This is a genomic window from Bacillus sp. FSL W8-0920, from assembly GCF_038593215.1.
Classification (GTDB): Bacteria; Bacillota; Bacilli; order Bacillales; family Bacillaceae; genus Bacillus; species Bacillus pumilus.
This window is the reverse complement of sequence record NZ_CP151974.1, coordinates 2,778,249-2,801,627: the sequence shown is the minus strand read 5'-3', so window position 1 is coordinate 2,801,627 and position 23,379 is coordinate 2,778,249. Positions and strand designations below refer to the sequence as shown.

General features: G+C 44.6%; 15 protein-coding genes, 21 tRNA genes, 3 rRNA genes and 1 riboswitch. Of the genes, 31 read left to right on the top strand and 8 right to left on the bottom strand.

All coding sequences use genetic code 11. From position 1 onward, the window contains the following. The first annotated feature begins 14 nt into the window (after nucleotides 1-14). The gene (locus tag NSS78_RS14260) at nucleotides 15-1,223 is read left to right on the top strand and encodes an iron-containing alcohol dehydrogenase (RefSeq protein WP_137054497.1); all 1,209 of its coding nucleotides are present in this window, start codon (nucleotides 15-17) and stop codon (nucleotides 1,221-1,223) included. Nucleotides 1,224-1,263: 40 nt separating this feature from the next. Here NSS78_RS14260 and NSS78_RS14255 read toward each other — a convergent pair whose 3' ends face one another. Beyond that, nucleotides 1,264-1,743 (bottom strand): DinB family protein, encoded by a 480-nt coding sequence (locus tag NSS78_RS14255; protein ID WP_003213650.1) that lies wholly within the window; start codon nucleotides 1,741-1,743, stop codon nucleotides 1,264-1,266. Nucleotides 1,744-1,947: 204 nt separating this feature from the next. Here NSS78_RS14255 and NSS78_RS14250 point away from each other — a divergent pair, with 204 nt between their 5' ends. After that, a complete protein-coding gene (locus NSS78_RS14250) occupies nucleotides 1,948-2,478 on the top strand; it encodes a hypothetical protein (protein ID WP_034620073.1) in 531 nt (176 codons plus the stop codon). A gap of 11 nt (nucleotides 2,479-2,489) precedes the next feature. Then, the gene (locus tag NSS78_RS14245; protein ID WP_003213366.1) at nucleotides 2,490-4,037 is read left to right on the top strand and encodes a flotillin family protein; all 1,548 of its coding nucleotides are present in this window, start codon (nucleotides 2,490-2,492) and stop codon (nucleotides 4,035-4,037) included. 152 nt (nucleotides 4,038-4,189) lie between these two features. Here NSS78_RS14245 and ftsW read toward each other — a convergent pair whose 3' ends face one another. The 3 genes from ftsW to NSS78_RS14230 are packed head-to-tail and all read right to left on the bottom strand — an operon-like array spanning nucleotide 4,190 to nucleotide 7,133. Next, a complete protein-coding gene (ftsW, locus tag NSS78_RS14240; protein ID WP_327839928.1) occupies nucleotides 4,190-5,332 on the bottom strand; it encodes a putative lipid II flippase FtsW in 1,143 nt (380 codons plus the stop codon). Further along, complete coding sequence (gene rodA, locus NSS78_RS14235; RefSeq protein WP_185106802.1) at nucleotides 5,329-6,483, bottom strand: rod shape-determining protein RodA; 1,155 nt, start codon at nucleotides 6,481-6,483, stop codon at nucleotides 5,329-5,331. Before rodA ends, ftsW begins: the two co-directional genes overlap by 4 nt. 14 nt (nucleotides 6,484-6,497) lie before the next feature. Then, the gene (locus NSS78_RS14230) at nucleotides 6,498-7,133 is read right to left on the bottom strand and encodes a DUF1232 domain-containing protein (RefSeq protein ID WP_327839931.1); all 636 of its coding nucleotides are present in this window, start codon (nucleotides 7,131-7,133) and stop codon (nucleotides 6,498-6,500) included. Between the two features lie 169 nt (nucleotides 7,134-7,302). Between NSS78_RS14230 and NSS78_RS14225 the strand changes: the two genes are divergently transcribed. Continuing rightward, nucleotides 7,303-7,857, top strand: a complete 555-nt coding sequence (locus tag NSS78_RS14225; protein WP_050943984.1) for a GNAT family N-acetyltransferase — start codon at nucleotides 7,303-7,305, stop codon at nucleotides 7,855-7,857. Nucleotides 7,858-8,097: 240 nt separating this feature from the next. On the opposite strand, the gene thiT is transcribed toward NSS78_RS14225, so the two are convergent. Further along, the gene (gene thiT, locus NSS78_RS14220) at nucleotides 8,098-8,673 is read right to left on the bottom strand and encodes an energy-coupled thiamine transporter ThiT (protein ID WP_050943983.1); all 576 of its coding nucleotides are present in this window, start codon (nucleotides 8,671-8,673) and stop codon (nucleotides 8,098-8,100) included. Between the two features lie 98 nt (nucleotides 8,674-8,771). Beyond that, nucleotides 8,772-8,873, bottom strand: a riboswitch (TPP riboswitch). 437 nt (nucleotides 8,874-9,310) lie between these two features. Between thiT and NSS78_RS14215 the strand changes: the two genes are divergently transcribed. From NSS78_RS14215 to NSS78_RS14100, 24 genes are all read left to right on the top strand, one after another. After that, nucleotides 9,311-10,859: ribosomal RNA gene (locus NSS78_RS14215) — 16S ribosomal RNA — on the top strand. Between the two features lie 182 nt (nucleotides 10,860-11,041). Beyond that, a 23S ribosomal RNA gene (locus tag NSS78_RS14210) occupies nucleotides 11,042-13,972 on the top strand. Between the two features lie 61 nt (nucleotides 13,973-14,033). Continuing rightward, a 5S ribosomal RNA gene (gene rrf / locus NSS78_RS14205) occupies nucleotides 14,034-14,149 on the top strand. The 16S, 23S and 5S rRNA genes sit together here with 21 tRNA genes alongside, the layout of an rRNA operon. A gap of 474 nt (nucleotides 14,150-14,623) precedes the next feature. Next, a tRNA-Val gene (locus NSS78_RS14200) sits at nucleotides 14,624-14,699 on the top strand. 33 nt (nucleotides 14,700-14,732) lie between these two features. Continuing rightward, nucleotides 14,733-14,808 (top strand) — tRNA-Thr (locus NSS78_RS14195). Nucleotides 14,809-14,845: 37 nt separating this feature from the next. Further along, nucleotides 14,846-14,921: transfer RNA gene (locus NSS78_RS14190), tRNA-Lys, on the top strand. An 8-nt stretch (nucleotides 14,922-14,929) separates the two neighbouring features. Continuing rightward, nucleotides 14,930-15,012, top strand: a tRNA-Leu gene (locus NSS78_RS14185). Nucleotides 15,013-15,042: 30 nt separating this feature from the next. Beyond that, nucleotides 15,043-15,114, top strand: a tRNA-Gly gene (locus tag NSS78_RS14180). 12 nt (nucleotides 15,115-15,126) lie between these two features. After that, nucleotides 15,127-15,212: transfer RNA gene (locus tag NSS78_RS14175), tRNA-Leu, on the top strand. Between the two features lie 11 nt (nucleotides 15,213-15,223). Continuing rightward, a tRNA-Arg gene (locus tag NSS78_RS14170) sits at nucleotides 15,224-15,300 on the top strand. A 7-nt stretch (nucleotides 15,301-15,307) separates the two neighbouring features. Then, nucleotides 15,308-15,384 (top strand) — tRNA-Pro (locus tag NSS78_RS14165). A gap of 8 nt (nucleotides 15,385-15,392) precedes the next feature. Further along, a tRNA-Ala gene (locus NSS78_RS14160) sits at nucleotides 15,393-15,465 on the top strand. A gap of 24 nt (nucleotides 15,466-15,489) precedes the next feature. Continuing rightward, nucleotides 15,490-15,563 (top strand) — tRNA-Met (locus NSS78_RS14155). A gap of 4 nt (nucleotides 15,564-15,567) precedes the next feature. After that, nucleotides 15,568-15,644, top strand: a tRNA-Ile gene (locus NSS78_RS14150). 7 nt (nucleotides 15,645-15,651) lie between these two features. Continuing rightward, nucleotides 15,652-15,744: transfer RNA gene (locus tag NSS78_RS14145), tRNA-Ser, on the top strand. Nucleotides 15,745-15,767: 23 nt separating this feature from the next. Further along, nucleotides 15,768-15,844: transfer RNA gene (locus NSS78_RS14140), tRNA-Met, on the top strand. 48 nt (nucleotides 15,845-15,892) lie between these two features. Next, nucleotides 15,893-15,969 (top strand) — tRNA-Asp (locus NSS78_RS14135). A gap of 18 nt (nucleotides 15,970-15,987) precedes the next feature. Beyond that, nucleotides 15,988-16,060 (top strand) — tRNA-Phe (locus tag NSS78_RS14130). A gap of 27 nt (nucleotides 16,061-16,087) precedes the next feature. Continuing rightward, a tRNA-His gene (locus tag NSS78_RS14125) sits at nucleotides 16,088-16,163 on the top strand. 11 nt (nucleotides 16,164-16,174) lie between these two features. After that, a tRNA-Gly gene (locus tag NSS78_RS14120) sits at nucleotides 16,175-16,248 on the top strand. A gap of 17 nt (nucleotides 16,249-16,265) precedes the next feature. Continuing rightward, nucleotides 16,266-16,342, top strand: a tRNA-Ile gene (locus tag NSS78_RS14115). Nucleotides 16,343-16,348: 6 nt separating this feature from the next. Next, a tRNA-Asn gene (locus tag NSS78_RS14110) sits at nucleotides 16,349-16,423 on the top strand. Between the two features lie 3 nt (nucleotides 16,424-16,426). After that, nucleotides 16,427-16,517, top strand: a tRNA-Ser gene (locus tag NSS78_RS14105). 7 nt (nucleotides 16,518-16,524) lie between these two features. After that, nucleotides 16,525-16,596, top strand: a tRNA-Glu gene (locus NSS78_RS14100). A gap of 79 nt (nucleotides 16,597-16,675) precedes the next feature. Here NSS78_RS14100 and NSS78_RS14095 read toward each other — a convergent pair. From NSS78_RS14095 to NSS78_RS14085, 3 genes are all read right to left on the bottom strand, one after another. Then, nucleotides 16,676-17,152, bottom strand: coding sequence for a tryptophan-rich sensory protein (locus tag NSS78_RS14095; RefSeq protein ID WP_034620862.1), 477 nt, complete (start codon nucleotides 17,150-17,152; stop codon nucleotides 16,676-16,678). Nucleotides 17,153-17,238: 86 nt separating this feature from the next. Then, a complete protein-coding gene (locus NSS78_RS14090) occupies nucleotides 17,239-17,973 on the bottom strand; it encodes a TraR/DksA C4-type zinc finger protein (protein ID WP_137055400.1) in 735 nt (244 codons plus the stop codon). Nucleotides 17,974-18,090: 117 nt separating this feature from the next. Further along, on the bottom strand, nucleotides 18,091-19,029 hold the full coding sequence (locus NSS78_RS14085) for a 1,4-dihydroxy-2-naphthoate polyprenyltransferase (protein ID WP_003217744.1): 939 nt from the start codon (nucleotides 19,027-19,029) through the stop codon (nucleotides 18,091-18,093). Nucleotides 19,030-19,411: 382 nt separating this feature from the next. On the opposite strand from NSS78_RS14085, the gene NSS78_RS14080 reads away from it, so the two are divergent. From NSS78_RS14080 to menH, 3 genes are read left to right on the top strand one after another with little or no spacing between them, the layout of a single operon-like run. Continuing rightward, entirely contained in the window at nucleotides 19,412-20,830 is a 1,419-nt protein-coding gene (locus NSS78_RS14080; protein WP_212046439.1) for an isochorismate synthase MenF, read from the top strand. Further along, complete coding sequence (gene menD / locus NSS78_RS14075) at nucleotides 20,823-22,565, top strand: 2-succinyl-5-enolpyruvyl-6-hydroxy-3-cyclohexene-1-carboxylic-acid synthase (RefSeq protein WP_327840739.1); 1,743 nt, start codon at nucleotides 20,823-20,825, stop codon at nucleotides 22,563-22,565. The genes NSS78_RS14080 and menD overlap by 8 nt, the downstream gene beginning before the upstream one ends. Next, nucleotides 22,550-23,374 (top strand): 2-succinyl-6-hydroxy-2,4-cyclohexadiene-1-carboxylate synthase, encoded by an 825-nt coding sequence (gene menH / locus NSS78_RS14070; RefSeq protein ID WP_137055398.1) that lies wholly within the window; start codon nucleotides 22,550-22,552, stop codon nucleotides 23,372-23,374. The genes menD and menH overlap by 16 nt, the downstream gene beginning before the upstream one ends. The last annotated feature ends 5 nt before the right edge of the window (nucleotides 23,375-23,379 follow it).

Below are 23,379 nucleotides of genomic sequence, written 5' to 3'. Positions count from 1 at the left end.
GGAGGAGATTCTATATGACATTAAATATGAAAATTGAAAGCATGCAGAAGTTCCATACATTTGAAATTCCGACTGTCATCAAACATGGCATCGGTGCAGTGAAACATGTTGGGGAAGAAGTAAAAGCATACGGTGTCTCAAAGGTATTACTTGTAACAGACCCAGGTATTTACCTGGCGGGCGTGGTAGATCCAGTGATTGCTTCATTAAAAGAAGCACAAATCGATGTGGTGCTATTTGATAAAGTAGAGCCAAACCCGCCAGTCCGTTTAGTGAATGAAGGCTCTGCGTTATATGAAAAAGAAGGCTGTAATGGATTAGTCGCAGTAGGCGGCGGAAGCTCAATGGATACAGCGAAGGCGATCGGTGTAGAAGCGACGCATGAAGGCTCAGTCCTTGATTACGAAGCGGCAGAGGGGAAAAAACCGCTTGAAAACAGAATCCCGCCTTTAACCACTATTCCGACAACAGCTGGTACAGGTTCAGAAGTCACGCAGTGGGCAGTGATTACAGATGAAGAAAGAGAATTCAAATTCAACACAGGTGGCCCGCTCATTGCAGCTCACCTCACAGTCATTGATCCAGAGCTACATGTATCCATGCCGCCTCATGTGACGGCAATGACTGGAATTGATGCACTTGCACACGCCATTGAATGCTATACAATGAAATTTGCTCAGCCTATTACAGATGCGGTCGCGCTCATGGCCATTGAATATGCAGCTCATTATATTCGCCGTGCCTTTGCCGATGGTGAGGACTTAGAAGCCAGGTATGGAATGGCACAAGCTGCAATGCTTGCCGGGCTTTCTTATGGAAGCGAATCAGCTGGAGCTGCACATGCGATGAGTCAAACACTCGGAGGCATTATTCCTGTAGCGCATGGTCAGTGTGTCGCAGCAATGATGGGACCGGTGATGGAGTATAACTGGAAAGGGTATCCCGAAAAATTTGCTCGTATTGCGCAAGCATTTGGAATTGATATTAGCCGAATGTCAATAGAGGAAGCCGCAAAAGCAGCAGTGAACTGGATGTATGATTTAGTGGAAGACCTAGAAGTTCCTTCATTAGAAGAACAAGGTGTATCAAAAGATATGATTGACCGTTTATCTAAAGAAGCAATGAAAGATCCGCAAACAATTGGAAACCCACGAGATCTAAACGAAAAAGCGTACAACTGGATTTATGCTCGCTGTTTTGATCTAACACCTAAAACAGTGTAACAATGAAAAAAGGCTCCCAAAAGGGAGTCTTTTTTATGTCTTATAGCTGTTCTTTAATTTCTTTGATTTGATGGATATGGCGTTTTTCGTGTGCGCCGATAAAATCAAGATACTGCTTAAGCGATAACTCTTCAAACACAGGGTGTGCAATGACGCGTTTGAAATCATCCTCAGTAAACGTTGATAGAATTTGATTGAGCTGCTCACGGGCTGTATCGAGCTCATCTTTTAAATGTGTAGGTGTCACATGCTTGCGCTCAGGCTCAACAATACTAGGCGCAGTCGCTTTTCTAGAACGATCCTCTGCCATTTCCACCGGCTTTGGCTCATATTCTTTGATCGGTGCTTTTTTTCCCTCAGCAGCTAGATGTTTTGCTGCCACGAGGTCCATCTTCTTTAAATGATCTGCCACCTCTTGAATACTCCAAGTATCATCAGATAATTTTTGATTCAATTGCTCTTCGTTCAAACCTTGTAGCTCTTGCCACAATTCTTGTCTTGCATCATGTAATAAACTCATTTTCATCACCTCAAGATCAAATTTTAACATACTGGTACATGACAATCATTCTTGAGCTATCGGCGAATTCCTGTGAAGAATTGTGAGGAAATTTGAAACCTTTACAAAAGTGGTTCGTATTACCTGTTAGAAGGAATACATTGGAGGTGAGCATGGTCTAAATGAAACAAAGGCTGTTCATTTCATGAAGAAAGGGTGAGGAAGATGGATGTGTTCGGGCTGCCACTTCAGACGCTGTATTTATACATATTGATGATATCAGGAATCCTGACACTTGTTTTCGTCTTTTTCGGCGATGTATTTGATGGATTGTTTGAAGCGATTCCTGTTCCATTCCTTCAACCAACATTAATCCTCGCATTTCTTACCTTTTTCTCGGCTGGAGGGTTTATCTCTGAAAAAACAGCAATTGTAGGAAGTGGACTTGGCGCAGTCTTATCTGCCATCCTCGCAGTGGTTCTTGTGACCTGTTTGAATGTATTTGTCTTAGTCCCGCTTTCCTCTGCTGAAGAATCTCTCTCATATACGGAGGCCGACTTAAAAGGAAGAACTGGGGAGATCATTGTATCTGTTCCAAAAGACGGGTTTGGAGAAGTGCTGTTAATTAGTAATAGCGGGAAAATCTCAAAGCCTGCCGTCAGTTTCGACGAAGAGGAGATTCCATATGGAACTCGGGTACTGGTCGTCGAAGTGAATAAAGGCGTCTTATCAGTTATACCAAATGAAGAAATCTAGGAGGGAATGCTATGCCAGGAACAACCATTTTGATTATTATTGGAATTGTGCTTGTGATTCTGATTGCACTTATTGGTGTATTTGTTTCGAAATACCGGACTGCAGGTCCAGATGAAGCGTTAATCGTCACAGGAAGTTACCTCGGAAGTAAAAATGTCCACGTGGATGAAGGTGGAAACAAGATTAAGATTGTAAGAGGCGGAGGTACCTTTGTACTCCCTGTTTTTCAACAAGCAGAGCCGCTCAGCTTACTATCTAGCAAGCTAGATGTTTCAACACCTGAAGTCTATACTGAACAAGGTGTACCAGTCATGGCGGACGGAACAGCCATCATTAAAATCGGCGGGTCGATTGAAGAAATTGCTACTGCTGCAGAGCAGTTTTTAGGTAAAACAAAAGAAGACCGCGAAAACGAAGCGAGAGAAGTACTAGAAGGACACCTTCGCTCCATTTTAGGGTCAATGACAGTTGAAGAGATTTATAAAAACAGAGAGAAATTTTCTCAAGAAGTACAGCGTGTCGCTTCTCAAGATCTAGCGAAAATGGGTCTTGTCATTGTATCGTTTACCATCAAAGATGTCCGTGATAAAAATGGCTATTTAGAATCACTAGGTAAACCTAGAATTGCCCAAGTGAAACGCGATGCAGATATCGCAACAGCAGAAGCAGATAAAGAAACACGTATCAAACGTGCAGAAGCAGATAAAGATGCGAAGAAATCTGAGCTTGAGCGTGCCACTGAAATCGCTGAAGCAGAAAAGATCAATGAACTGAAAAGAGCAGAATTCAGACGTGAACAAGATACAGCAAAAGCAAGTGCCGACCAAGCGTACGATCTTGAAACAGCACGTAACCGTCAGCACGTAACTGAACAAGAAATGCAAGTAAAAATCATTGAACGTCAGAAGCAAATTGAATTAGAAGAAAAAGAGATCCAGCGTCGTGAGCGTCAATACGATTCTGAAGTGAAAAAGAAAGCAGATGCGGACCGTTATGCGGTTGAGCAGTCAGCTGCAGCGGAAAAAGCGAAACGCCTCGCTGAAGCAGATGCCAAGAAATACAGCATTGAAGCAATGGCAAAAGCAGAAGCTGAGAAAGTCCGAATTGACGGGCTTGCCAAAGCGGAAGCTGATCGTGCAAAAGGGGAAACAGAGGCAGAAGTCATTAGACTGAAAGGACTTGCGGAAGCCGAAGCGAAAGAGAAAATCGCTGAAGCATTCGAACAGTATGGTCAGGCAGCGATTCTTGATATGATTGTGAAAATGCTTCCTGAATATGCGAAGCAAGTATCTGCACCACTTTCTAACATTGATAAAATTACGGTTGTGGATACGGGAGGTAACGGAGAAGGCAGCGGTGCCAATAAAGTCACTGGCTATGCTACAAACCTTATGTCCAGTCTGCAAGAAAGCCTGAAAGCATCCTCTGGAATTGATGTCAAAGAAATTATTGAGAACTTTTCCGGCAAAGGCAATGTGAAGCAAAGCATTCAGGAACTAACGAATGAAATCAAACAGCCAAGAAAAAAAGAGATCGCTGATACTCAAATAGAAGAATAAAATCAATTCAGCGTGATAGAAAACCTTTGAAGTCTAGGAAGGGTCGAGCACTGGCGCGGAGCGAATTGAACATTCGTGAGCACCAGCGCGCAGACCTGACAACGAATGCGAGGGTTTGTCTACACGCTGAGACACCTTCCATCAGAAGGTGTCTATTTGGCATGTGCCCGATATGGGTTCCTTTTTACATATGAAGAAAGATTTACGAGAATACCAGCAGATATCATCATGAACACTAGGGAGGAGCCACCATAACTAATGAAAGGAAGCGGAATGCCTGTGATCGGAAGAAGACCAAAGACAGCGCCTAAATTAAAGACTGCTTGGAGCATGATTTGAAACGTAAGCCCAATCGTTAACAGTTTTCCAAAAGGGTCATGTAAAGCCTGCACAATTCGCATTGCGCGATACATGATGAATAGATATGCACCTATCACAATCAAAATCCCCATAATGCCCAGCTCTTCACTGATAATGGCCATAATAAAATCCGTATGCGCTTCGGGAAGAAAGCCTAGCTTTTGAATACTCCCGCCTAAGCCATTCCCTATCAGCCCGCCGGAATTCATTGCGAGATACGAATGAATCAGCTGATAGCCATCCCCATCTTCATACTGAAAAGGATCACGAAAAGAAGTCAGCCGCTTCAAACGGTAAGGAGCAGTCACTGCAAAAAAAGTGATACATGCTACGGCAGTCGATCCTAGCAAAATGAGATGGCGCGTTTTCAACCCAGCGCATAATAAAATGATGCCACAGCTTAATAAAATAGACACAGCTGTGCCTAAATCAGGCTGCTTTAAGATTAATAAAAAAACAAGACTTAAAAGGATGAGTGGCGGCAGTACGCCTTTTTTAAAAGATGTAATGTACGCCTGTTTATTCGCGTACACATAGGCAAAATAGATCACCATCACTAGTTTCACAGCTTCAGAAGGTTGGAGCATAAGAGAGCCCAGCTGAATCCACCGCTGTGAATTGTTTTTGACAACACCAATTCCAGGAATCAGGACTAGGATGAGACATAGCAATGACAGCATGACAAGCCATTTCATCCATTTACGATAAATCTGATAAGGGAAAAGAGCAGCAATGAAAAAAAAGAATCCCCCAATCAGGAGCCATTGCCATTGTTTAATAAAGAAATAGCTGCCCTTCTCATACTTCACTTCTCCTAAAGGATAACTTGCACTGTACACCATCAGTAAACCAAATAAGCAGAGGAACACAATCGTTCCAACAAGAACGAGGTCGACTTTTTTGAGATGAGATAGAAGAAATGCCATCATCTTCAATTCCAGTTGTCTCCAAACATATAGGATGATGACCTGATATTGACGCTAAACACGAGGCCAATGGCGATCATGTTAGTGAGTAGCGCACTGCCTCCATAGCTGATAAAAGGAAGCGCGAGTCCCGTCACAGGCATTAAACCGATTGTCATCCCTACGTTTTGGAAAACTTGAAACACGATCAGCCCAACGACTCCTGCACATATGTACAAACCATAAAGCGTATTAGCATGCATAGCCACATGAATGATTCGGTAAATCATCATTAAGTACAAACACATCAAAAGGGAGGCGCCGATAAAACCAAACTCCTCACCAATGACGGCAAAGATAAAATCCGTATGCGCTTCAGGGATATTACCTCCTTGTACTTGATGCCCCTGTGTAAAACCGCTACCAGATAATTGACCTGATCCAATGCCGAGCATCGATTGTTTCAGCTGATACCCGTATGTTGAATCAAATTCATCGGGGGAGAGCCAGCCATAAATGCGATCAAGCTGATGTGGCTTAATGATTTTTGTGAAATGCTCAAAGTGTTCGTTGTGTAAGTAGACCAAAAATGAAAGAAGTGCAAGAAAAGAAGCCATTAATGCGGCCATCATCTTGTTAGAAATTCCTGACACAAGCATCAGTGTAAAGGCGATAGATAATATCACGAGCGCTGTCCCTAAATCAGGCTGAATTAAGATGAGGAAAAAAGGGACAACGGTCCAGCAAACGACTTTACTTGTAGGAATGATACTTTCTTTAAACGAAAATCGCTGATGCTTGTATTGGTTCAAGACAGCCGCTAGTAGCAGGATCACAAAAATTTTCATGAACTCTGATGGCTGAATTTTGATTGAACCGAAGCTGATCCATCTTTGGGATCCGTTTTGACTCGTTCCGAAAAAGTGCACAAGAATAATGAGAAAAATACCACCTGTAAATAACCGAAAAGATAAACGCTCAAGAAGTTCATAATCAAAGTATGCAGCAGCGGCCATAAGACCGAAACCTACGATATACCAGAAAATTTGTCTTTTGACGAAATAAAACATATCCTGCGATTCATACTGTCCTGATCCGCTATATACAGCTATTAGGCTGATGACAAATAAACAAATCACAGTGAGTAAAAGTACGAAGTCAATGTTGTACTGTTTTTTCATAGCTTCTTGTCCTGTTACCTATTTGTCAGCTGGTCTATGACGATTTTCACAGCCGCAGCATCATCAATATAGCCGATCGGAAAAATAAAATCTGGTATTAAGTCAACAGGCATAATGAAATAAAGGAGTGCGCTCCCCATCATCATTAATTCTCGAGAAGTACCTCGTCCGGTCATAAATAAGCTGTACATGTCTTTCAAATGCTGAAGGAATGGCCCGGCGCCGTTTACCGTCTCCATCTTTTTCTCAAACTTTGCTGAGATCGTTTCTTTTCCCTCGTTTGTTTGGCTATAGGTCTCATATTCGTTTAGCTTTTGTTTCAATTTGGTCTGACTAAATGTACCGTCGTAGACCTCCTCATCTTTCAGTGTTGTTTCGATTTCTACGACCGTTTGTATGAACGTATCACTATGTACCTTTTCGTTTTTGATTGGAAACCCTGCAGCAGCTAATAGTTGATCTAATGATAGGTTCAGAGAATCTGAAAGCCGCTGCAGATGATTCAAAGTTGGTTTTCTTTTTCCATTCATGATTCGAGACAGTGTCGCTTTATCAATTTCTGTGTATGTGCTGAGCTCTCTTAAAGATAAAGAACGTTGTTGCAATCTTTCCTTTAAGAGAGACCCAAGCTCAGTTGTTTTAGAATCCATTTTACGCCATCCTTTGTATGATGTATCAACTCTTCTATAGAAGAAGTCGTACCCAATATAAAGGTGTGTTGACAAAATGTCAACGAACATCCTTTATTGATTGAATTTTAGGAAATAGGAATTTATCATAATAAAGATAGGATGAAAACAGTGAGAAGGAGTGACGCGGATGAAGGTGAGACATGCTGTACAAAAAGATATTCCTAAAATTGCCGAAATACATGTGAAGAGCTGGCAGACGACTTATCAAGGCATTATTAATCAGGATTATTTGGATGGTTTAAATATAGAAGATCGAGAAGAGAGCTGGAGAAGAAGGTCACTTGAAGGGACGTTTGTCGCAGAAGATGACGAGGGGGTATTTGGTTTTGCTTCTTTTGGAAAACAACGTGATGAGCGCTATCCAACATATGATGGAGAACTTTATGCGATCTATTTATTGCAAGAGAAACAGAAATCAGGAGCAGGTATCGCTTTAATTACAGAAGGAGTGAGCTATTTAATAGAGAAAGGGTATCAGAATATCATGCTGTGGGTATTTGAACAAAATTCGGCAAAGCATTTTTATCAAAAGCTTCAACCTCATTTTGTCGTTACCAGCCAGTTCGAGCTGGCTGGCGAGAAGCATGATGAAATAGGGTATGGGTGGGAGCTGCCTGTATTAAATGACCATCTACACCGAATTAAATCGTCAGCTTCCAATAATAATGGGAGAAAAAAGTGAAAAGCACAGCTAAAAGCATATAAGAGATAAGAGGAGAAGCTTCTACTTTTCCTTTTATTCCTGCTATTTTTAAAGCTTCATAGAAACCTGCCAAAAAATAAGCAAGACTGAGAATATAGCAGCACAGCATAATGGAGTAAGGGTTCATTGGCGTACCTCCAACATGAAATCTTCTACTATTAATAGATTCCATAGAGCGGCAAATTATGCATAAAAAAATAACCAGCTGAAATCAGCCAGTTATTTTTTGTGAGGAAAAACCAAACGAGATGCACTTGGTATGAGTATGCAAAGAACGATACTGCAAATAATAAATGAAGGAACCATATATGTGCTGTTATAAATTAAAGAGTAAACCCAACCTGGAGTTCCTTTTGGTGCATAATGAGAAAAGAAAACAACACCAGAGATAAAGAACGTCAACAGTCTGAAGAAACTTGCAACAAATACGGATAGGATAATATAGAAGAATTGCTGCTTTCGCTTTTGGTCCTGAATGGCTTTTTTAATCAATCCAGAAAAGAGGCCGCTTAGGGAAATGACAACAGATGCGACGAAATAATCGAGAAATCCTTGAACTGGTGTAGCGATAATAGGGCCATTCATCAGCTGAAGGCCTGCAATAAGCACACCAATGATAAACCCGGTTGATATTCCCCATCTAATAGACATAAGAATGACGGGTATCATAATCAGCGCAAGAGATCCGCCGTTCGGCATTCTTAAAAAGAGACCTGATAAGTAATCTAATACTAGTGCAAGTGAAGTCATAATTGCGATTTCCATCAGTCGTACCAATTGATTTGATTGCTGCATAAAAAAATCTCCCTTTTCATGAATTGAGCAAGGAGAGACCGTGTAAGGATGAGTATGTTATTCATAGAAAAACATATCGAGTTGAATACACCACATGTATTCAATTGAATCCACATTCCTACTTCAGTATTAACTGACAGGTTCAAAGGGTCAGAACAACGAGTGTTCACTCTCAGCACAAAGCTCCCCCTGCGGTTATTTAGTTTTCTTCTATTATAAATATACTAAAGACCTTCAGGATCAACAATAGAGAATTCCTGTGACAATCAATTTTTGTATGGTTATATAGGAAGAGATAAGAAAAAATAAATTATTTAGAAAAAATACTTGTTTCCTCTCTCAAAAGGTGTTATATTTGTATTCGCCGCTAAAACAGCGCGGTTATTAAATAACATAAAGAAAAAAGTTATTGACTTTATCTTGATAGAATGTTATATTAATAAAGTCGCCTCTGAGAGACGACGAAGATGATCTTTGAAAACTAAACAAGACAAAACGTACCTGTTAATTCGAGTTTTTATAAAAAAATCCTATGAAACATCATAGGTAGTCAGTCAAACGCTGACGAGGCAGGAAATGATCACATGCTAAGTTCGCTACATCGTGTAGCAACGCATGTGTGATATGCATCCTGCATACCTCGGAGAGTTTGATCCTGGCTCAGGACGAACGCTGGCGGCGTGCCTAATACATGCAAGTCGAGCGGACAGAAGGGAGCTTGCTCCCGGATGTTAGCGGCGGACGGGTGAGTAACACGTGGGTAACCTGCCTGTAAGACTGGGATAACTCCGGGAAACCGGAGCTAATACCGGATAGTTCCTTGAACCGCATGGTTCAAGGATGAAAGACGGTTTCGGCTGTCACTTACAGATGGACCCGCGGCGCATTAGCTAGTTGGTGGGGTAATGGCTCACCAAGGCGACGATGCGTAGCCGACCTGAGAGGGTGATCGGCCACACTGGGACTGAGACACGGCCCAGACTCCTACGGGAGGCAGCAGTAGGGAATCTTCCGCAATGGACGAAAGTCTGACGGAGCAACGCCGCGTGAGTGATGAAGGTTTTCGGATCGTAAAGCTCTGTTGTTAGGGAAGAACAAGTGCGAGAGTAACTGCTCGCACCTTGACGGTACCTAACCAGAAAGCCACGGCTAACTACGTGCCAGCAGCCGCGGTAATACGTAGGTGGCAAGCGTTGTCCGGAATTATTGGGCGTAAAGGGCTCGCAGGCGGTTTCTTAAGTCTGATGTGAAAGCCCCCGGCTCAACCGGGGAGGGTCATTGGAAACTGGGAAACTTGAGTGCAGAAGAGGAGAGTGGAATTCCACGTGTAGCGGTGAAATGCGTAGAGATGTGGAGGAACACCAGTGGCGAAGGCGACTCTCTGGTCTGTAACTGACGCTGAGGAGCGAAAGCGTGGGGAGCGAACAGGATTAGATACCCTGGTAGTCCACGCCGTAAACGATGAGTGCTAAGTGTTAGGGGGTTTCCGCCCCTTAGTGCTGCAGCTAACGCATTAAGCACTCCGCCTGGGGAGTACGGTCGCAAGACTGAAACTCAAAGGAATTGACGGGGGCCCGCACAAGCGGTGGAGCATGTGGTTTAATTCGAAGCAACGCGAAGAACCTTACCAGGTCTTGACATCCTCTGACAACCCTAGAGATAGGGCTTTCCCTTCGGGGACAGAGTGACAGGTGGTGCATGGTTGTCGTCAGCTCGTGTCGTGAGATGTTGGGTTAAGTCCCGCAACGAGCGCAACCCTTGATCTTAGTTGCCAGCATTTAGTTGGGCACTCTAAGGTGACTGCCGGTGACAAACCGGAGGAAGGTGGGGATGACGTCAAATCATCATGCCCCTTATGACCTGGGCTACACACGTGCTACAATGGACAGAACAAAGGGCTGCGAGACCGCAAGGTTTAGCCAATCCCATAAATCTGTTCTCAGTTCGGATCGCAGTCTGCAACTCGACTGCGTGAAGCTGGAATCGCTAGTAATCGCGGATCAGCATGCCGCGGTGAATACGTTCCCGGGCCTTGTACACACCGCCCGTCACACCACGAGAGTTTGCAACACCCGAAGTCGGTGAGGTAACCTTTATGGAGCCAGCCGCCGAAGGTGGGGCAGATGATTGGGGTGAAGTCGTAACAAGGTAGCCGTATCGGAAGGTGCGGCTGGATCACCTCCTTTCTAAGGATATATGGAGCAGCGTGCGTTTTCGTCTTGTTTAGTTTTGAAGGATCATTCCTTCAAGACATGTCTCTAGCGAGACAGGATTGTTCTTTGAAAACTAGATAACAATAAGTAATACATTCACATTGAATGCAATGCAAAGTTCATCACACATAGTGATTCTTTCTAAAGTAAGAAATGGTTAAGTTAGAAAGGGCGCACGGTGGATGCCTTGGCACTAGGAGCCGATGAAGGACGGGACGAACACCGATATGCTTCGGGGAGCTGTAAGCAAGCTTTGATCCGGAGATTTCCGAATGGGGAAACCCACTGCTCGTAATGGAGTAGTATCCATACTTGAATACATAGAGTATGAGAAGGCATACCCGGGGAACTGAAACATCTAAGTACCCGGAGGAAGAGAAAGCAAATGCGATTCCCTGAGTAGCGGCGAGCGAAACGGGAACAGCCCAAACCAAGAGGCTTGCCTCTTGGGGTTGTAGGACACTCTATACGGAGTTACAAAGGAACGATATAAGCGAAGAGGTCTGGAAAGGCCCGCCAAAGAAGGTAACAGCCCTGTAACTGAAATGTTGTTCTCTCCAGAGTGGATCCTGAGTACGGCGGAACACGTGAAATTCCGTCGGAATCCGGGAGGACCATCTCCCAAGGCTAAATACTCCCTAGTGACCGATAGTGAACCAGTACCGTGAGGGAAAGGTGAAAAGCACCCCGGAAGGGGAGTGAAATAGATCCTGAAACCGTGTGCCTACAAGTAGTCAGAGCCCGTTAAAGGGTGATGGCGTGCCTTTTGTAGAATGAACCGGCGAGTTACGATCCCGTGCAAGGTTAAGCAGAAGATGCGGAGCCGCAGCGAAAGCGAGTCTGAATAGGGCGCATGAGTACGTGGTCGTAGACCCGAAACCAGGTGATCTACCCATGTCCAGGGTGAAGTTCAGGTAACACTGAATGGAGGCCCGAACCCACGCACGTTGAAAAGTGCGGGGATGAGGTGTGGGTAGGGGTGAAATGCCAATCGAACCTGGAGATAGCTGGTTCTCTCCGAAATAGCTTTAGGGCTAGCCTCAAGGTAAGAGTCTCGGAGGTAGAGCACTGATTGGACTAGGGGCCCCTACCGGGTTACCGAATTCAGTCAAACTCCGAATGCCGATGACTTATCCTTGGGAGTCAGACTGCGAGTGATAAGATCCGTAGTCGAAAGGGAAACAGCCCAGACCGCCAGCTAAGGTCCCAAAGTATACGTTAAGTGGAAAAGGATGTGGAGTTGCTTAGACAACCAGGATGTTGGCTTAGAAGCAGCCACCATTTAAAGAGTGCGTAATAGCTCACTGGTCGAGTGACTCTGCGCCGAAAATGTACCGGGGCTAAACGTATCACCGAAGCTGCGGACTGTTCTTACGAACAGTGGTAGGAGAGCGTTCTAAGTGCTGTGAAGTCAGACCGGAAGGACTGGTGGAGCGCTTAGAAGTGAGAATGCCGGTATGAGTAGCGAAAGACGGGTGAGAATCCCGTCCACCGAATGCCTAAGGTTTCCTGAGGAAGGCTCGTCCGCTCAGGGTTAGTCGGGACCTAAGCCGAGGCCGAAAGGCGTAGGCGATGGACAACAGGTTGATATTCCTGTACCACCTCCTCACCATTTGAGCAATGGGGGGACGCAGGAGGATAGGGTAAGCGCGGTATTGGATATCCGCGTCCAAGCAGTTAGGCTGGGAAATAGGCAAATCCGTTTCCCGTAAAGGCTGAGCTGTGATGGCGAGCGAAATTTAGTAGCGAAGTTCCTGATTCCACACTGCCAAGAAAAGCCTCTAGCGAGGTGAGAGGTGCCCGTACCGCAAACCGACACAGGTAGGCGAGGAGAGAATCCTAAGGTGATCGAGAGAACTCTCGTTAAGGAACTCGGCAAAATGACCCCGTAACTTCGGGAGAAGGGGTGCTTCTTAGGGTGTTAAAGCCCCGAGAAGCCGCAGTGAATAGGCCCAGGCGACTGTTTAGCAAAAACACAGGTCTCTGCGAAGCCGTAAGGCGAAGTATAGGGGCTGACGCCTGCCCGGTGCTGGAAGGTTAAGAGGAGCGCTTAGCGTAAGCGAAGGTGCGAATTGAAGCCCCAGTAAACGGCGGCCGTAACTATAACGGTCCTAAGGTAGCGAAATTCCTTGTCGGGTAAGTTCCGACCCGCACGAAAGGCGCAACGATCTGGGCACTGTCTCAACGAGAGACTCGGTGAAATTATAGTACCTGTGAAGATGCAGGTTACCCGCGACAGGACGGAAAGACCCCGTGGAGCTTTACTGCAGCCTGATATTGAATGTTGGTACAGCTTGTACAGGATAGGTAGGAGCCTTGGAAACCGGAGCGCTAGCTTCGGTGGAGGCATCGGTGGGATACTACCCTGGCTGTATTGACCTTCTAACCCGCTGCCCTTATCGGGCAGGGAGACAGTGTCAGGTGGGCAGTTTGACTGGGGCGGTCGCCTCCTAAAATGTAACGGAGGCGCCCAAAGGTTCCCTCAGAATGGTTGGAAATCATTCGCAGAGTGTAAAGGCACAAGGGAGCTTGACTGCGAGACCTACAAGTCGAGCAGGGACGAAAGTCGGGCTTAGTGATCCGGTGGTTCCGCATGGAAGGGCCATCGCTCAACGGATAAAAGCTACCCCGGGGATAACAGGCTTATCTCCCCCAAGAGTCCACATCGACGGGGAGGTTTGGCACCTCGATGTCGGCTCATCGCATCCTGGGGCTGTAGTCGGTCCCAAGGGTTGGGCTGTTCGCCCATTAAAGCGGTACGCGAGCTGGGTTCAGAACGTCGTGAGACAGTTCGGTCCCTATCCGTCGCGGGCGCAGGAAATTTGAGAGGAGCTGTCCTTAGTACGAGAGGACCGGGATGGACGCACCGCTGGTGTACCAGTTGTTCTGCCAAGGGCATCGCTGGGTAGCTATGTGCGGACGGGATAAGTGCTGAAAGCATCTAAGCATGAAGCCCCCCTCAAGATGAGATTTCCCATTCCGCAAGGAAGTAAGATCCCTGAAAGATGATCAGGTTGATAGGTCTGAGGTGGAAGCGTGGTGACACGTGGAGCTGACAGATACTAATAGATCGAGGACTTAACCTATATTCTAATGTGAAGCTTGAACATTGTTATCTAGTTTTGAGAGAACATTCTCTCCATCAGGTTTGGTGGCGATAGCGAAGAGGTCACACCCGTTCCCATACCGAACACGGAAGTTAAGCTCTTCAGCGCCGATGGTAGTTGGGGGTCTCCCCCTGTGAGAGTAGGACGCCGCCAAGCTTTTCTAAGGATCAGTTCCATACGGAACTGGTCTTTTTTGTGCTTCTTGAGAAAATATGCTGCTGATTGCACTTGTTTGATGAACGTTTCGACACTCTAACTCATATACAAGCATGTGAAACACATTAAAACAAAAGAGATCGAGCGTTTCAGTTAAACCTAGTAGAGAGTTAGATTAATAGATGATAGAAGAGCTCTGTATCGTTATTAGTAGATAATTCTATTTCGGACATACTGTATCTAATGTGAGATGTTCATATTTATAAAGGAATTGCCCGTTTTTAAAGAGAATATAGAGTGGAGAAGTTTAAGTGATGAACGTTAGATGACGCTGTTTGAATAGAGGAAATAAAGGTCATTTGTTAAAAGAAATACGTAAGGAAAATTGAAATAAAATTTTTTTAATATAGCCTTTACAAATGATGAAAACCTGTATATAATAATCTTTGTCGGATCGAGAGATTCCTACATAGTGGAGGATTAGCTCAGCTGGGAGAGCATCTGCCTTACAAGCAGAGGGTCGGCGGTTCGAGCCCGTCATCCTCCACCATATTTATTCTTACATAATGTTAGGATAGATAAAGCCGGTGTAGCTCAACTGGTAGAGCAACTGACTTGTAATCAGTAGGTTGGGGGTTCAAGTCCTCTTGCCGGCACCAGTTTCATATGGTAAGATAGACAAGTCGCTTTTAAAGCGAGCCATTAGCTCAGTTGGTAGAGCATCTGACTTTTAATCAGAGGGTCGAAGGTTCGAGTCCTTCATGGCTCACCATGTTTCATGCGGGTGTGGCGGAATTGGCAGACGCGCTAGACTTAGGATCTAGTGTCTTTATGACGTGGGGGTTCAAGTCCCTTCACCCGCATTGCCAAATAAAATAAAGAAATCCTGTAATGCGGAAGTAGTTCAGTGGTAGAACACCACCTTGCCAAGGTGGGGGTCGCGGGTTCGAATCCCGTCTTCCGCTTATACCATCCACGCCGGGGTGGTGGAATTGGCAGACACACAGGACTTAAAATCCTGCGGTAGGTGACTACCGTGCCGGTTCAAGTCCGGCCCTCGGCATTATACAATAAGCGCCCGTAGCTCAATTGGATAGAGCGTTTGACTACGGATCAAAAGGTTAGGGGTTCGACTCCTCTCGGGCGCGCCATTAAGATCGGGAAGTAGCTCAGCTTGGTAGAGCACTTGGTTTGGGACCAAGGGGTCGCAGGTTCGAATCCTGTCTTCCCGACCATCTTTTATGGGGCCTTAGCTCAGCTGGGAGAGCGCCTGCCTTGCACGCAGGAGGTCAGCGGTTCGATCCCGCTAGGCTCCACTTTTAAAAGATTATTTTGATCATGGCGGTGTAGCTCAGCTGGCTAGAGCGTACGGTTCATACCCGTGAGGTCGGGGGTTCGATCCCCTCCGCCGCTATAAAGGACCTTTAGCTCAGTTGGTTAGAGCAGACGGCTCATAACCGTCCGGTCGTAGGTTCGAGTCCTACAAGGTCCACCATCTATACGGAGGAATACCCAAGTCCGGCTGAAGGGATCGGTCTTGAAAACCGACAGGGGTGTCAAAGCCCGCGGGGGTTCGAATCCCTCTTCCTCCGCCATATTTTTTAAAAACTTATATCATCGCGGGGTGGAGCAGTTCGGTAGCTCGTCGGGCTCATAACCCGAAGGTCGCAGGTTCAAATCCTGCCCCCGCAACCAAATTATTTTATAATACCATGGGTAGTGCTCATTGAGTGCAACCAAAATGGTCCGGTAGTTCAGTTGGTTAGAATGCCTGCCTGTCACGCAGGAGGTCGCGGGTTCGAGTCCCGTCCGGACCGCCATTTTTAAAATGAATACTTGGCTCGGTAGCTCAGTTGGTAGAGCAACGGACTGAAAATCCGTGTGTCGGCGGTTCGATTCCGTCCCGAGCCACTTTTATAAAAAAATATTGATAGTATGGCGGTTGTGGCGAAGTGGTTAACGCACCAGATTGTGGCTCTGGCACTCGTGGGTTCGATTCCCATCAATCGCCCCATACATATATTTGCGGGTGTAGTTTAGTGGTAAAACCTCAGCCTTCCAAGCTGATGTCGTGGGTTCGATTCCCATCACCCGCTCCATTTGTATATCCAATCATGGGCCTGTAGCTCAGCTGGTTAGAGCGCACGCCTGATAAGCGTGAGGTCGGTGGTTCGAGTCCACTCAGGCCCACCATGATATTCCGCAGTAGCTCAGTGGTAGAGCTATCGGCTGTTAACCGATCGGTCGTAGGTTCGAGTCCTACCTGCGGAGCCAAATGGAGAAGTACTCAAGTGGCTGAAGAGGCGCCCCTGCTAAGGGTGTAGGTCGCGCGAGCGGCGCGAGGGTTCAAATCCCTCCTTCTCCGCCATTTATCTGGCCCGTTGGTCAAGCGGTTAAGACACCGCCCTTTCACGGCGGTAACACGGGTTCGAATCCCGTACGGGTCATGTTTAGAAAGAGGTCTTGTCAAAGATCTCTTTTTTATTTTCTTCAAAAAAGAAAGACCGCCATTATAGCGGTCTTTTTTTACATGTTCATGGAATAGATCGTATAAGACAAGTATGTTGCAAAGAAGCCCCATAAGACATAAGGAATTAGTAAAATTGGAACGACTTTGCTTAGTTTACGCGAGACGATAACAAGAGCAAGTGCTGTCAGCGCTACAAGCAGGCAGTCGATCGTAGCGGCAAATAGATCTTTTTGTGTAAATTGAAAAAAACTAAAGGCTTGATTAAATACGTAATTTAAAAGAAAAAGAATCCAAAAGGGTAAAGTGATTTTTTGAAATCCATATTTTCCATAAATGATCGCTGCGGACAACGAGATGAGAGCAAATAAGACAGCCCACACAGCACCAATTACTCCACCACTCGGTGTCCATTCCGGTTTATTTAATGCATCATACCACTCTCTGTCAATCGGAAACAAGAATCCGGCAATAGAGAATAATGCGTATGTAATAAAGAAGACAACCACTGCCCAAATGATACTTTTTCTCGCCATTAAGAATCTCCTCCAATCAAATTCACTCTTAAAGTGATTTCCCAATCATTACATGATATAAACATTAAGCCCCCATTATGAGGGGACTAATGATTTTCTTCTGTATAAGGTTCTTCTTCGTACGGCTTCAAGTCACCAAATACGGTCATGACGCCTTCGTCATCCAATGCCTCTTCATAGGCTTCGTGGGCTTTATTTGGATATACTTTGCTTGCTTTGCCCTCAATATCAGCAGCTGCGAATCCTTCATAGTCTTCGACATAATCTTCATCTTCTGATTGTGTATACACATCATCGTATGTCAATGGAGGAATTTCCATATCGGACGGAGTATCAGAGTTTCCGTAGCGTTCTACGTCTTGATATGCATCTTCTCCATCATAGGCTGCACTTTCTTCATTTTCGAATTGCCCTGATGGCGGACTTAATAAATCCTCTTCAATCGGACGGTTTTGTGAAACGGTTTGTTCTTTTGAATGCTCTGTGCATGTGACGGCACTAGGTAAGGCCTCTAAGCGTTCCTTTGGGATAGGGGATTTACAGACCTTGCATAGCCCATAAGAGCCGTCTGTGATGGCTTGAAGTGCTTCATTAACGTCTAACAGATGTTCATGTTCCAAACTGTTTAACGCAATATCTTTCCCGCGTTCGAACAGCTCTGTCCCTTGATCACCTGGGTGATTATCATAGGCTGACAGGTCTCCGACCGAATCATAAGGAAATGATACTTTTTGTTCATCGTCATGGCTTTTGGCTTCGAGTTCGTGCTTTTCATCGAGAAGTCGCTGCTTCAAATGATGTAATTCGTCTTTAGACAACAAAGCGATCATCCTTTCATATCAAACATAATATTAGTATGAGCAATTTTGTCTGTAAGACTAGTTCCAAATTGAAGCAATTCCTCATGAAAAAACGCCTGCGGCTGCAGGCGTTCTTTGTTACGCGATATAGTATTGTAAGATCAAAGCGATTGTCAGCAGAAAACCGAAAAATGTATTGGTTTGAGCTGTAGATTTCATGGCATTCATTAATTCAATTGGTTTTTCTTTTTGCTTAAATTCTTTGATAGCTGTATATGCTTTTGGGACACTGAGTAAAACAAGAAGACTCCAAAGGCCGACAATATCTGTGAAGATATAAACAAAAATAAGTACATAAGAGATCAAAAACATGGAAAGTAAAATGTTCACAGCAGCCTTTCGCCCAGCAAGAATAGCAAGTGTTTTTCGTCCATTTTCTTTATCGCCGTCTAAATCGCGGATATTGTTCGATAGTAAGATGGCACCAACTAAAATAGAAATTGGTAATGAGACGAGAACAGCTTTAGACGTCAGTGTGCCTGTTTGAATATAGAAACTGATCAGGATAATTCCTAGTCCCATAAAAGCACCTGACACAACTTCTCCAAACGGTGTATATGCAATAGGAACAGGACCGCCTGTATAGAAATAGCCTGCTGCCATACATATGAGTCCTATCAGTGCAATCCACCAGCTAGACATCATGCAAATGTACACCCCTAGTAGTAAAGAAAGCGCAAATAGTGCATAAGCAAGGCTGAGAACGGTTTTAGGTTTCACACCATTTCTGACAATGGCGCCGCCGATGCCGACAGATTTCTCGTTGTCCAATCCGCGAACATAATCAAAGTACTCATTAAACATGTTCGTTGCGATTTGGATAAACATAGATGCAAACAGCATAGCTAAAAATAGCCCAACATGTATTTGACCACTTGGAAGTGCTAGAACAGTTCCTAAAGTAACGGGAATAAATGCTGCTGTTAATGTATGCGGTCGTAGTAAATTCCACCAAATCCGCCAGTTCTTATCAGGCTTAATTGGTGAAAGCTGATCTGATATCGATTGATGCTGCATAAAATATACTCCTTTAAATAAAAAAATACGTACACGTCCAAATTCCAGTTTAGCAAAGTTCAAAAAGGTGTCAATATATTGATGCGATGAAACCTGAAAAAGATGTTTGCTAATCGTTGCCATATCGAGAGAAAGCTTGATCTTAGAACAAGACTTTCCATTTTTCTTATAGATGCTCTCGTTTCAAGAAGCAGCAGCGAAAAAATCTAGAAAGCGTGATATAATAAGGATTCGAGGTTTAAAAAGCTGTTTTCTTTACTAAGTTCATCTGTTAAGGTTTATAATAGAAAAGCAGGTCATTCGACATACTCGAATGTTCACGTATTTTTTCATTATGGTTTTATTTTTTTATGTTATTTCATGGATTTTGGAGGAATGTATCATGGTGACAACAGTGCAAAGTACTTTCCGGCAGGAAGCGCTTGCGACATTAGAAGAAGCGAATAACGTCAACCATGCTGTTTTGATAAGCTACTCCAGAAGAGTTGACGATCTGGATCCTCTTGCCTTTTTCCAAAGCGGCGAAGCGGATTTTTTAGGCGAGCGGTTTTTTTGGTCTGATCCAGAAAGCCAAATGATATTTTCTGGACTTGGCAGAGCGGCCGTTATTAAATCATCTGAGCAAGGCAAGGAACGATTTGATACAGTCCATCAAGAATGGGAACAGCTGAAGCAGCACATGTTCCATTTTCATGATGAGAAGGAGTTAAGGCAAGCGGCTGTTGGTCCGCTTTTATTTGGAGGATTCTCATTTGATCCGTATGAAGAGAAGGCGCGTCACTGGGAAGCTTTTGGCGAGGCTCATTTTTTTGTGCCATCGATGATGCTTACTGTCTCGAAAGAAGGCACGTTTCTGACGATCAATGAATGGAAGCAGGTGGACGGGAATGTTCATCAGCTCATTCAAGAATTAGAACAAAAAGCCTCTCATTACGAAACATTACCCCTCAGACATGGTGGACAAGCTGAACTTGTTCATATGGAAGAACGAGATGTGAAGGAATGGATGAAGGCGATCCGAGAAGCGACAGACCACATTCGTGCAAACGAATATGAAAAGGTTGTTTTAGCAAGAGAAGTCTTGCTTCACTATAAAAATCAAATTGAACTCGCTCCACTGTTATCAGAATTATTAAAGCATCAAACAACGAGTTATGTATTTGCGGTTGAACAGGGGAGACAAGCATTTGTCGGAGCTACGCCGGAACGCTTAGTGAAAAAAAGCGGCGGAGAGGTCTTTTCATCTTGTTTAGCAGGTTCGATTGTTCGTGGAAAAGATGAAACGGAAGATCGAGCATTAGGCGAGGAGCTGCTGCATGATGAGAAGAATTTGATTGAACATCAAATTGTTGTCAATATGATTGAGCAAGCATTTGAGGCCAATTGCCTTCGCGTGCACAAACCAAATCAACCTAGTCTTTATAAAACAAAAAACATTCAGCATTTGTTTACACCGATTGTAGGAGAAATTAAAAGCAGCTGTTCTCTCTTTTCATTAATTGAACAGCTCCATCCGACGCCAGCATTAGGCGGATATCCGAAGGAAAAGGCGGTTGAGGTCATTCGTGAAATCGAACCGTTGAAACGTGGCTGGTACGCAGCGCCGGTAGGGTGGATTGACTCTCAGGATAATGGAGAATTTGCTGTTGCCATTCGGTCAGGTCTTATTGAGGAAGACCATGTTCGTTTGTTCGCTGGCTGCGGCATTGTAGAGGATTCCCTTGCAAAGCAGGAGTACGAGGAAACGCAAGTGAAATTAAGACCAATGCTATCTGCCCTTGGAGGTCGTCCTATTGAATAATCAAATCATGACAACATATATTGGCAGATTGATGGATGAATTTGTCCAAGGTGGCGTACAAGAGGCAGTTGTCTGTCCAGGTTCTCGTTCGACCCCGCTTGCAATGCTGGCTCTAGCCCACCAAGACATCAATGTCCATGTATTAGTGGATGAACGGTCTGCTGCTTTTTATGCGCTTGGTCTTGCAAAAGCAAGTCAAACACCAGTGCTGCTTATTTGTACGTCAGGTACAGCAGCAGCTAACTTTTACCCAGCCATTGTAGAGGCACATTATTCCCGTGTCCCACTTATTGTTTTAACTGCTGATCGGCCGCACGAATTGAGGGAAGTTGGAGCACCTCAAGCGATTGATCAGCAATTCTTATTCGGTAAGTTTGTTAAATGGTTCACAGACTTAGCATTGCCAGAAGAAAGTCAGACGATGTTACGCTATGTTCAGACGGCTGCGGCAAGAGCAAATCATATGTCGATGCAAGAGCCGAAGGGACCTGTACAAATCAATGTCCCTCTGAGAGAACCATTGCTTCCTGATTTGTCTATTGATCCTTTCGAGCGAGAAGAAACAGACCGGAAAAAAGTATTAGCTACAGGACAGGCTTTCCCAAATGAAGATGCGATATCTGAAATTGTGACGGTTATGAACCGTTCCAAAAAGGGACTGATTGTGTGTGGCGAGCTTCATACGGAGGAAGAGAAAGAGGCAGTATTACGTCTTTCAAAAGCCTTGCATATGCCGATTTTAGCGGACCCGCTTTCTCATTTGCGAAATGGTCATGAGCATACAGATCTTATTATTGATGCGTATGATTCTTTATTGAAAGATGAAGCATTGCAGCAGCACCTATTGCCGGATATGGTCATTCGTTTTGGACCGATGCCTGTGTCTAAGCCTTTATTCAAGTGGCTGGAAAAACATGCGGAAGTGAATCAGATTGTTGTTGATGCTGCCGGAGGTTTTCGAGATCCTGGGCTGAGTGCTTCATATGTCTTTGAAAGTGATGTGGCAGCTTTTGTAGATGAAGTAGTCAATAGATCGGATCAACGTGAGGATACAAGTTTTCTAAAGCGCTGGCAGGATGCAAATTCATCATTCAGAACGCATGCTTCCCATTATTCTGATGAGGATCTGTCATTTGAGGGGAATGTGTACCGTCAGCTTCAGCATCTTTTGCCGAAGGAGAGTGTCCTTTTTATCGGGAATAGTATGCCGATTCGTGATGTGGATACATTTTTTGAAGCGCAATCGAAGCCTTTTCGAATGATGGCGAATCGAGGAGCAAATGGTATTGATGGTGTTGTGTCTACAGCACTTGGCACGTATGCAGCTTTGAAACAGCCGGTCACCTTAGTGATTGGAGATTTATCATTTTACCATGATATGAATGGTCTCCTTGCAGCGAAGTTAATGGACATTCCACTGACGGTTGTGTTGTTAAACAATGACGGAGGAGGCATCTTTTCTTTCCTTCCGCAGGCGTCTGAGGAACCGTATTATGAAAAACTCTTTGGTACACCGACTGGACTGAATTTTGAGTATGCTTCGAAGTTGTATGGGGGAACCTATTCGAAACCGTCAACGAAACAAGAATTACATGATGTCTACAAGGTGCATATAGAAGAGCCTGGACTTCATTTAATTGAAATTGAAACAGATCGGCATTCTCGTGTAAGCAAGCATCGTCAAATGATGGATGACATATTGGAAGAAGTGAAAAAAGAATGTCTTCTTTCATAATACGGATGCGTGATGGTGTGGCGTACGAGGTGGTGGATCAGAATCCATCAGGTGAGAATGCCACGCTATGCTTACACGGCTTCACTGGAAGCGCGGCTTCTTGGACATTCTTGAATGCTTATATGGGAAATACAAGATTGATTCAAGTCAGCCTGCTTGGACATGGCCGCACGGACTCACCAGAAAGTATAAGAAGATATGCGATGTCGCATCAGCTAGCAGATCTTGCAGAGATTTTAAACCAATTAAAGCTTCACAAAGTGAATATTCTCGGATATTCTATGGGAGGACGTATTGCTTTATCATTTGCCTCTCGTTATTCAGAGCGAGTCAACAAGTTGATTCTAGAGAGTACCTCTCCAGGGCTTCGCACGTTTAAAGAGCGGATGGCAAGACTCAAACATGATCATCAGCTGGCTCAGAAAATGAGACATGAAGGTTTAGTGAAGTTTGTGGATTTTTGGGAGAGTATTCCACTGTTTGCTTCGCAGAAAACTTTATCAGCTGACACGCAGGCTCAACTACGAGAGGAAAGGCTAAAAGCCAATCCACTTGGACTGGCCCGCAGCTTAGAAGGCATAGGAACAGGTTCGCAGCCCTCTGTTTGGAAGGCTTTAAAGCATATGAATTTACCTGTTTTGTTGATGTGCGGAGCGCTTGATGAAAAGTTCTGCAAGATCGCCACACGTATGCAGCAGGAGCTTGAAGGCAGTCAATTCATATTGGTTGAGCAGGCTGGGCATACAGTTCATGTGGAACAACCACATTTTTTTGGTAAAATAGTAAGTGAGTTTATTACGCAAGATTAGAGGAG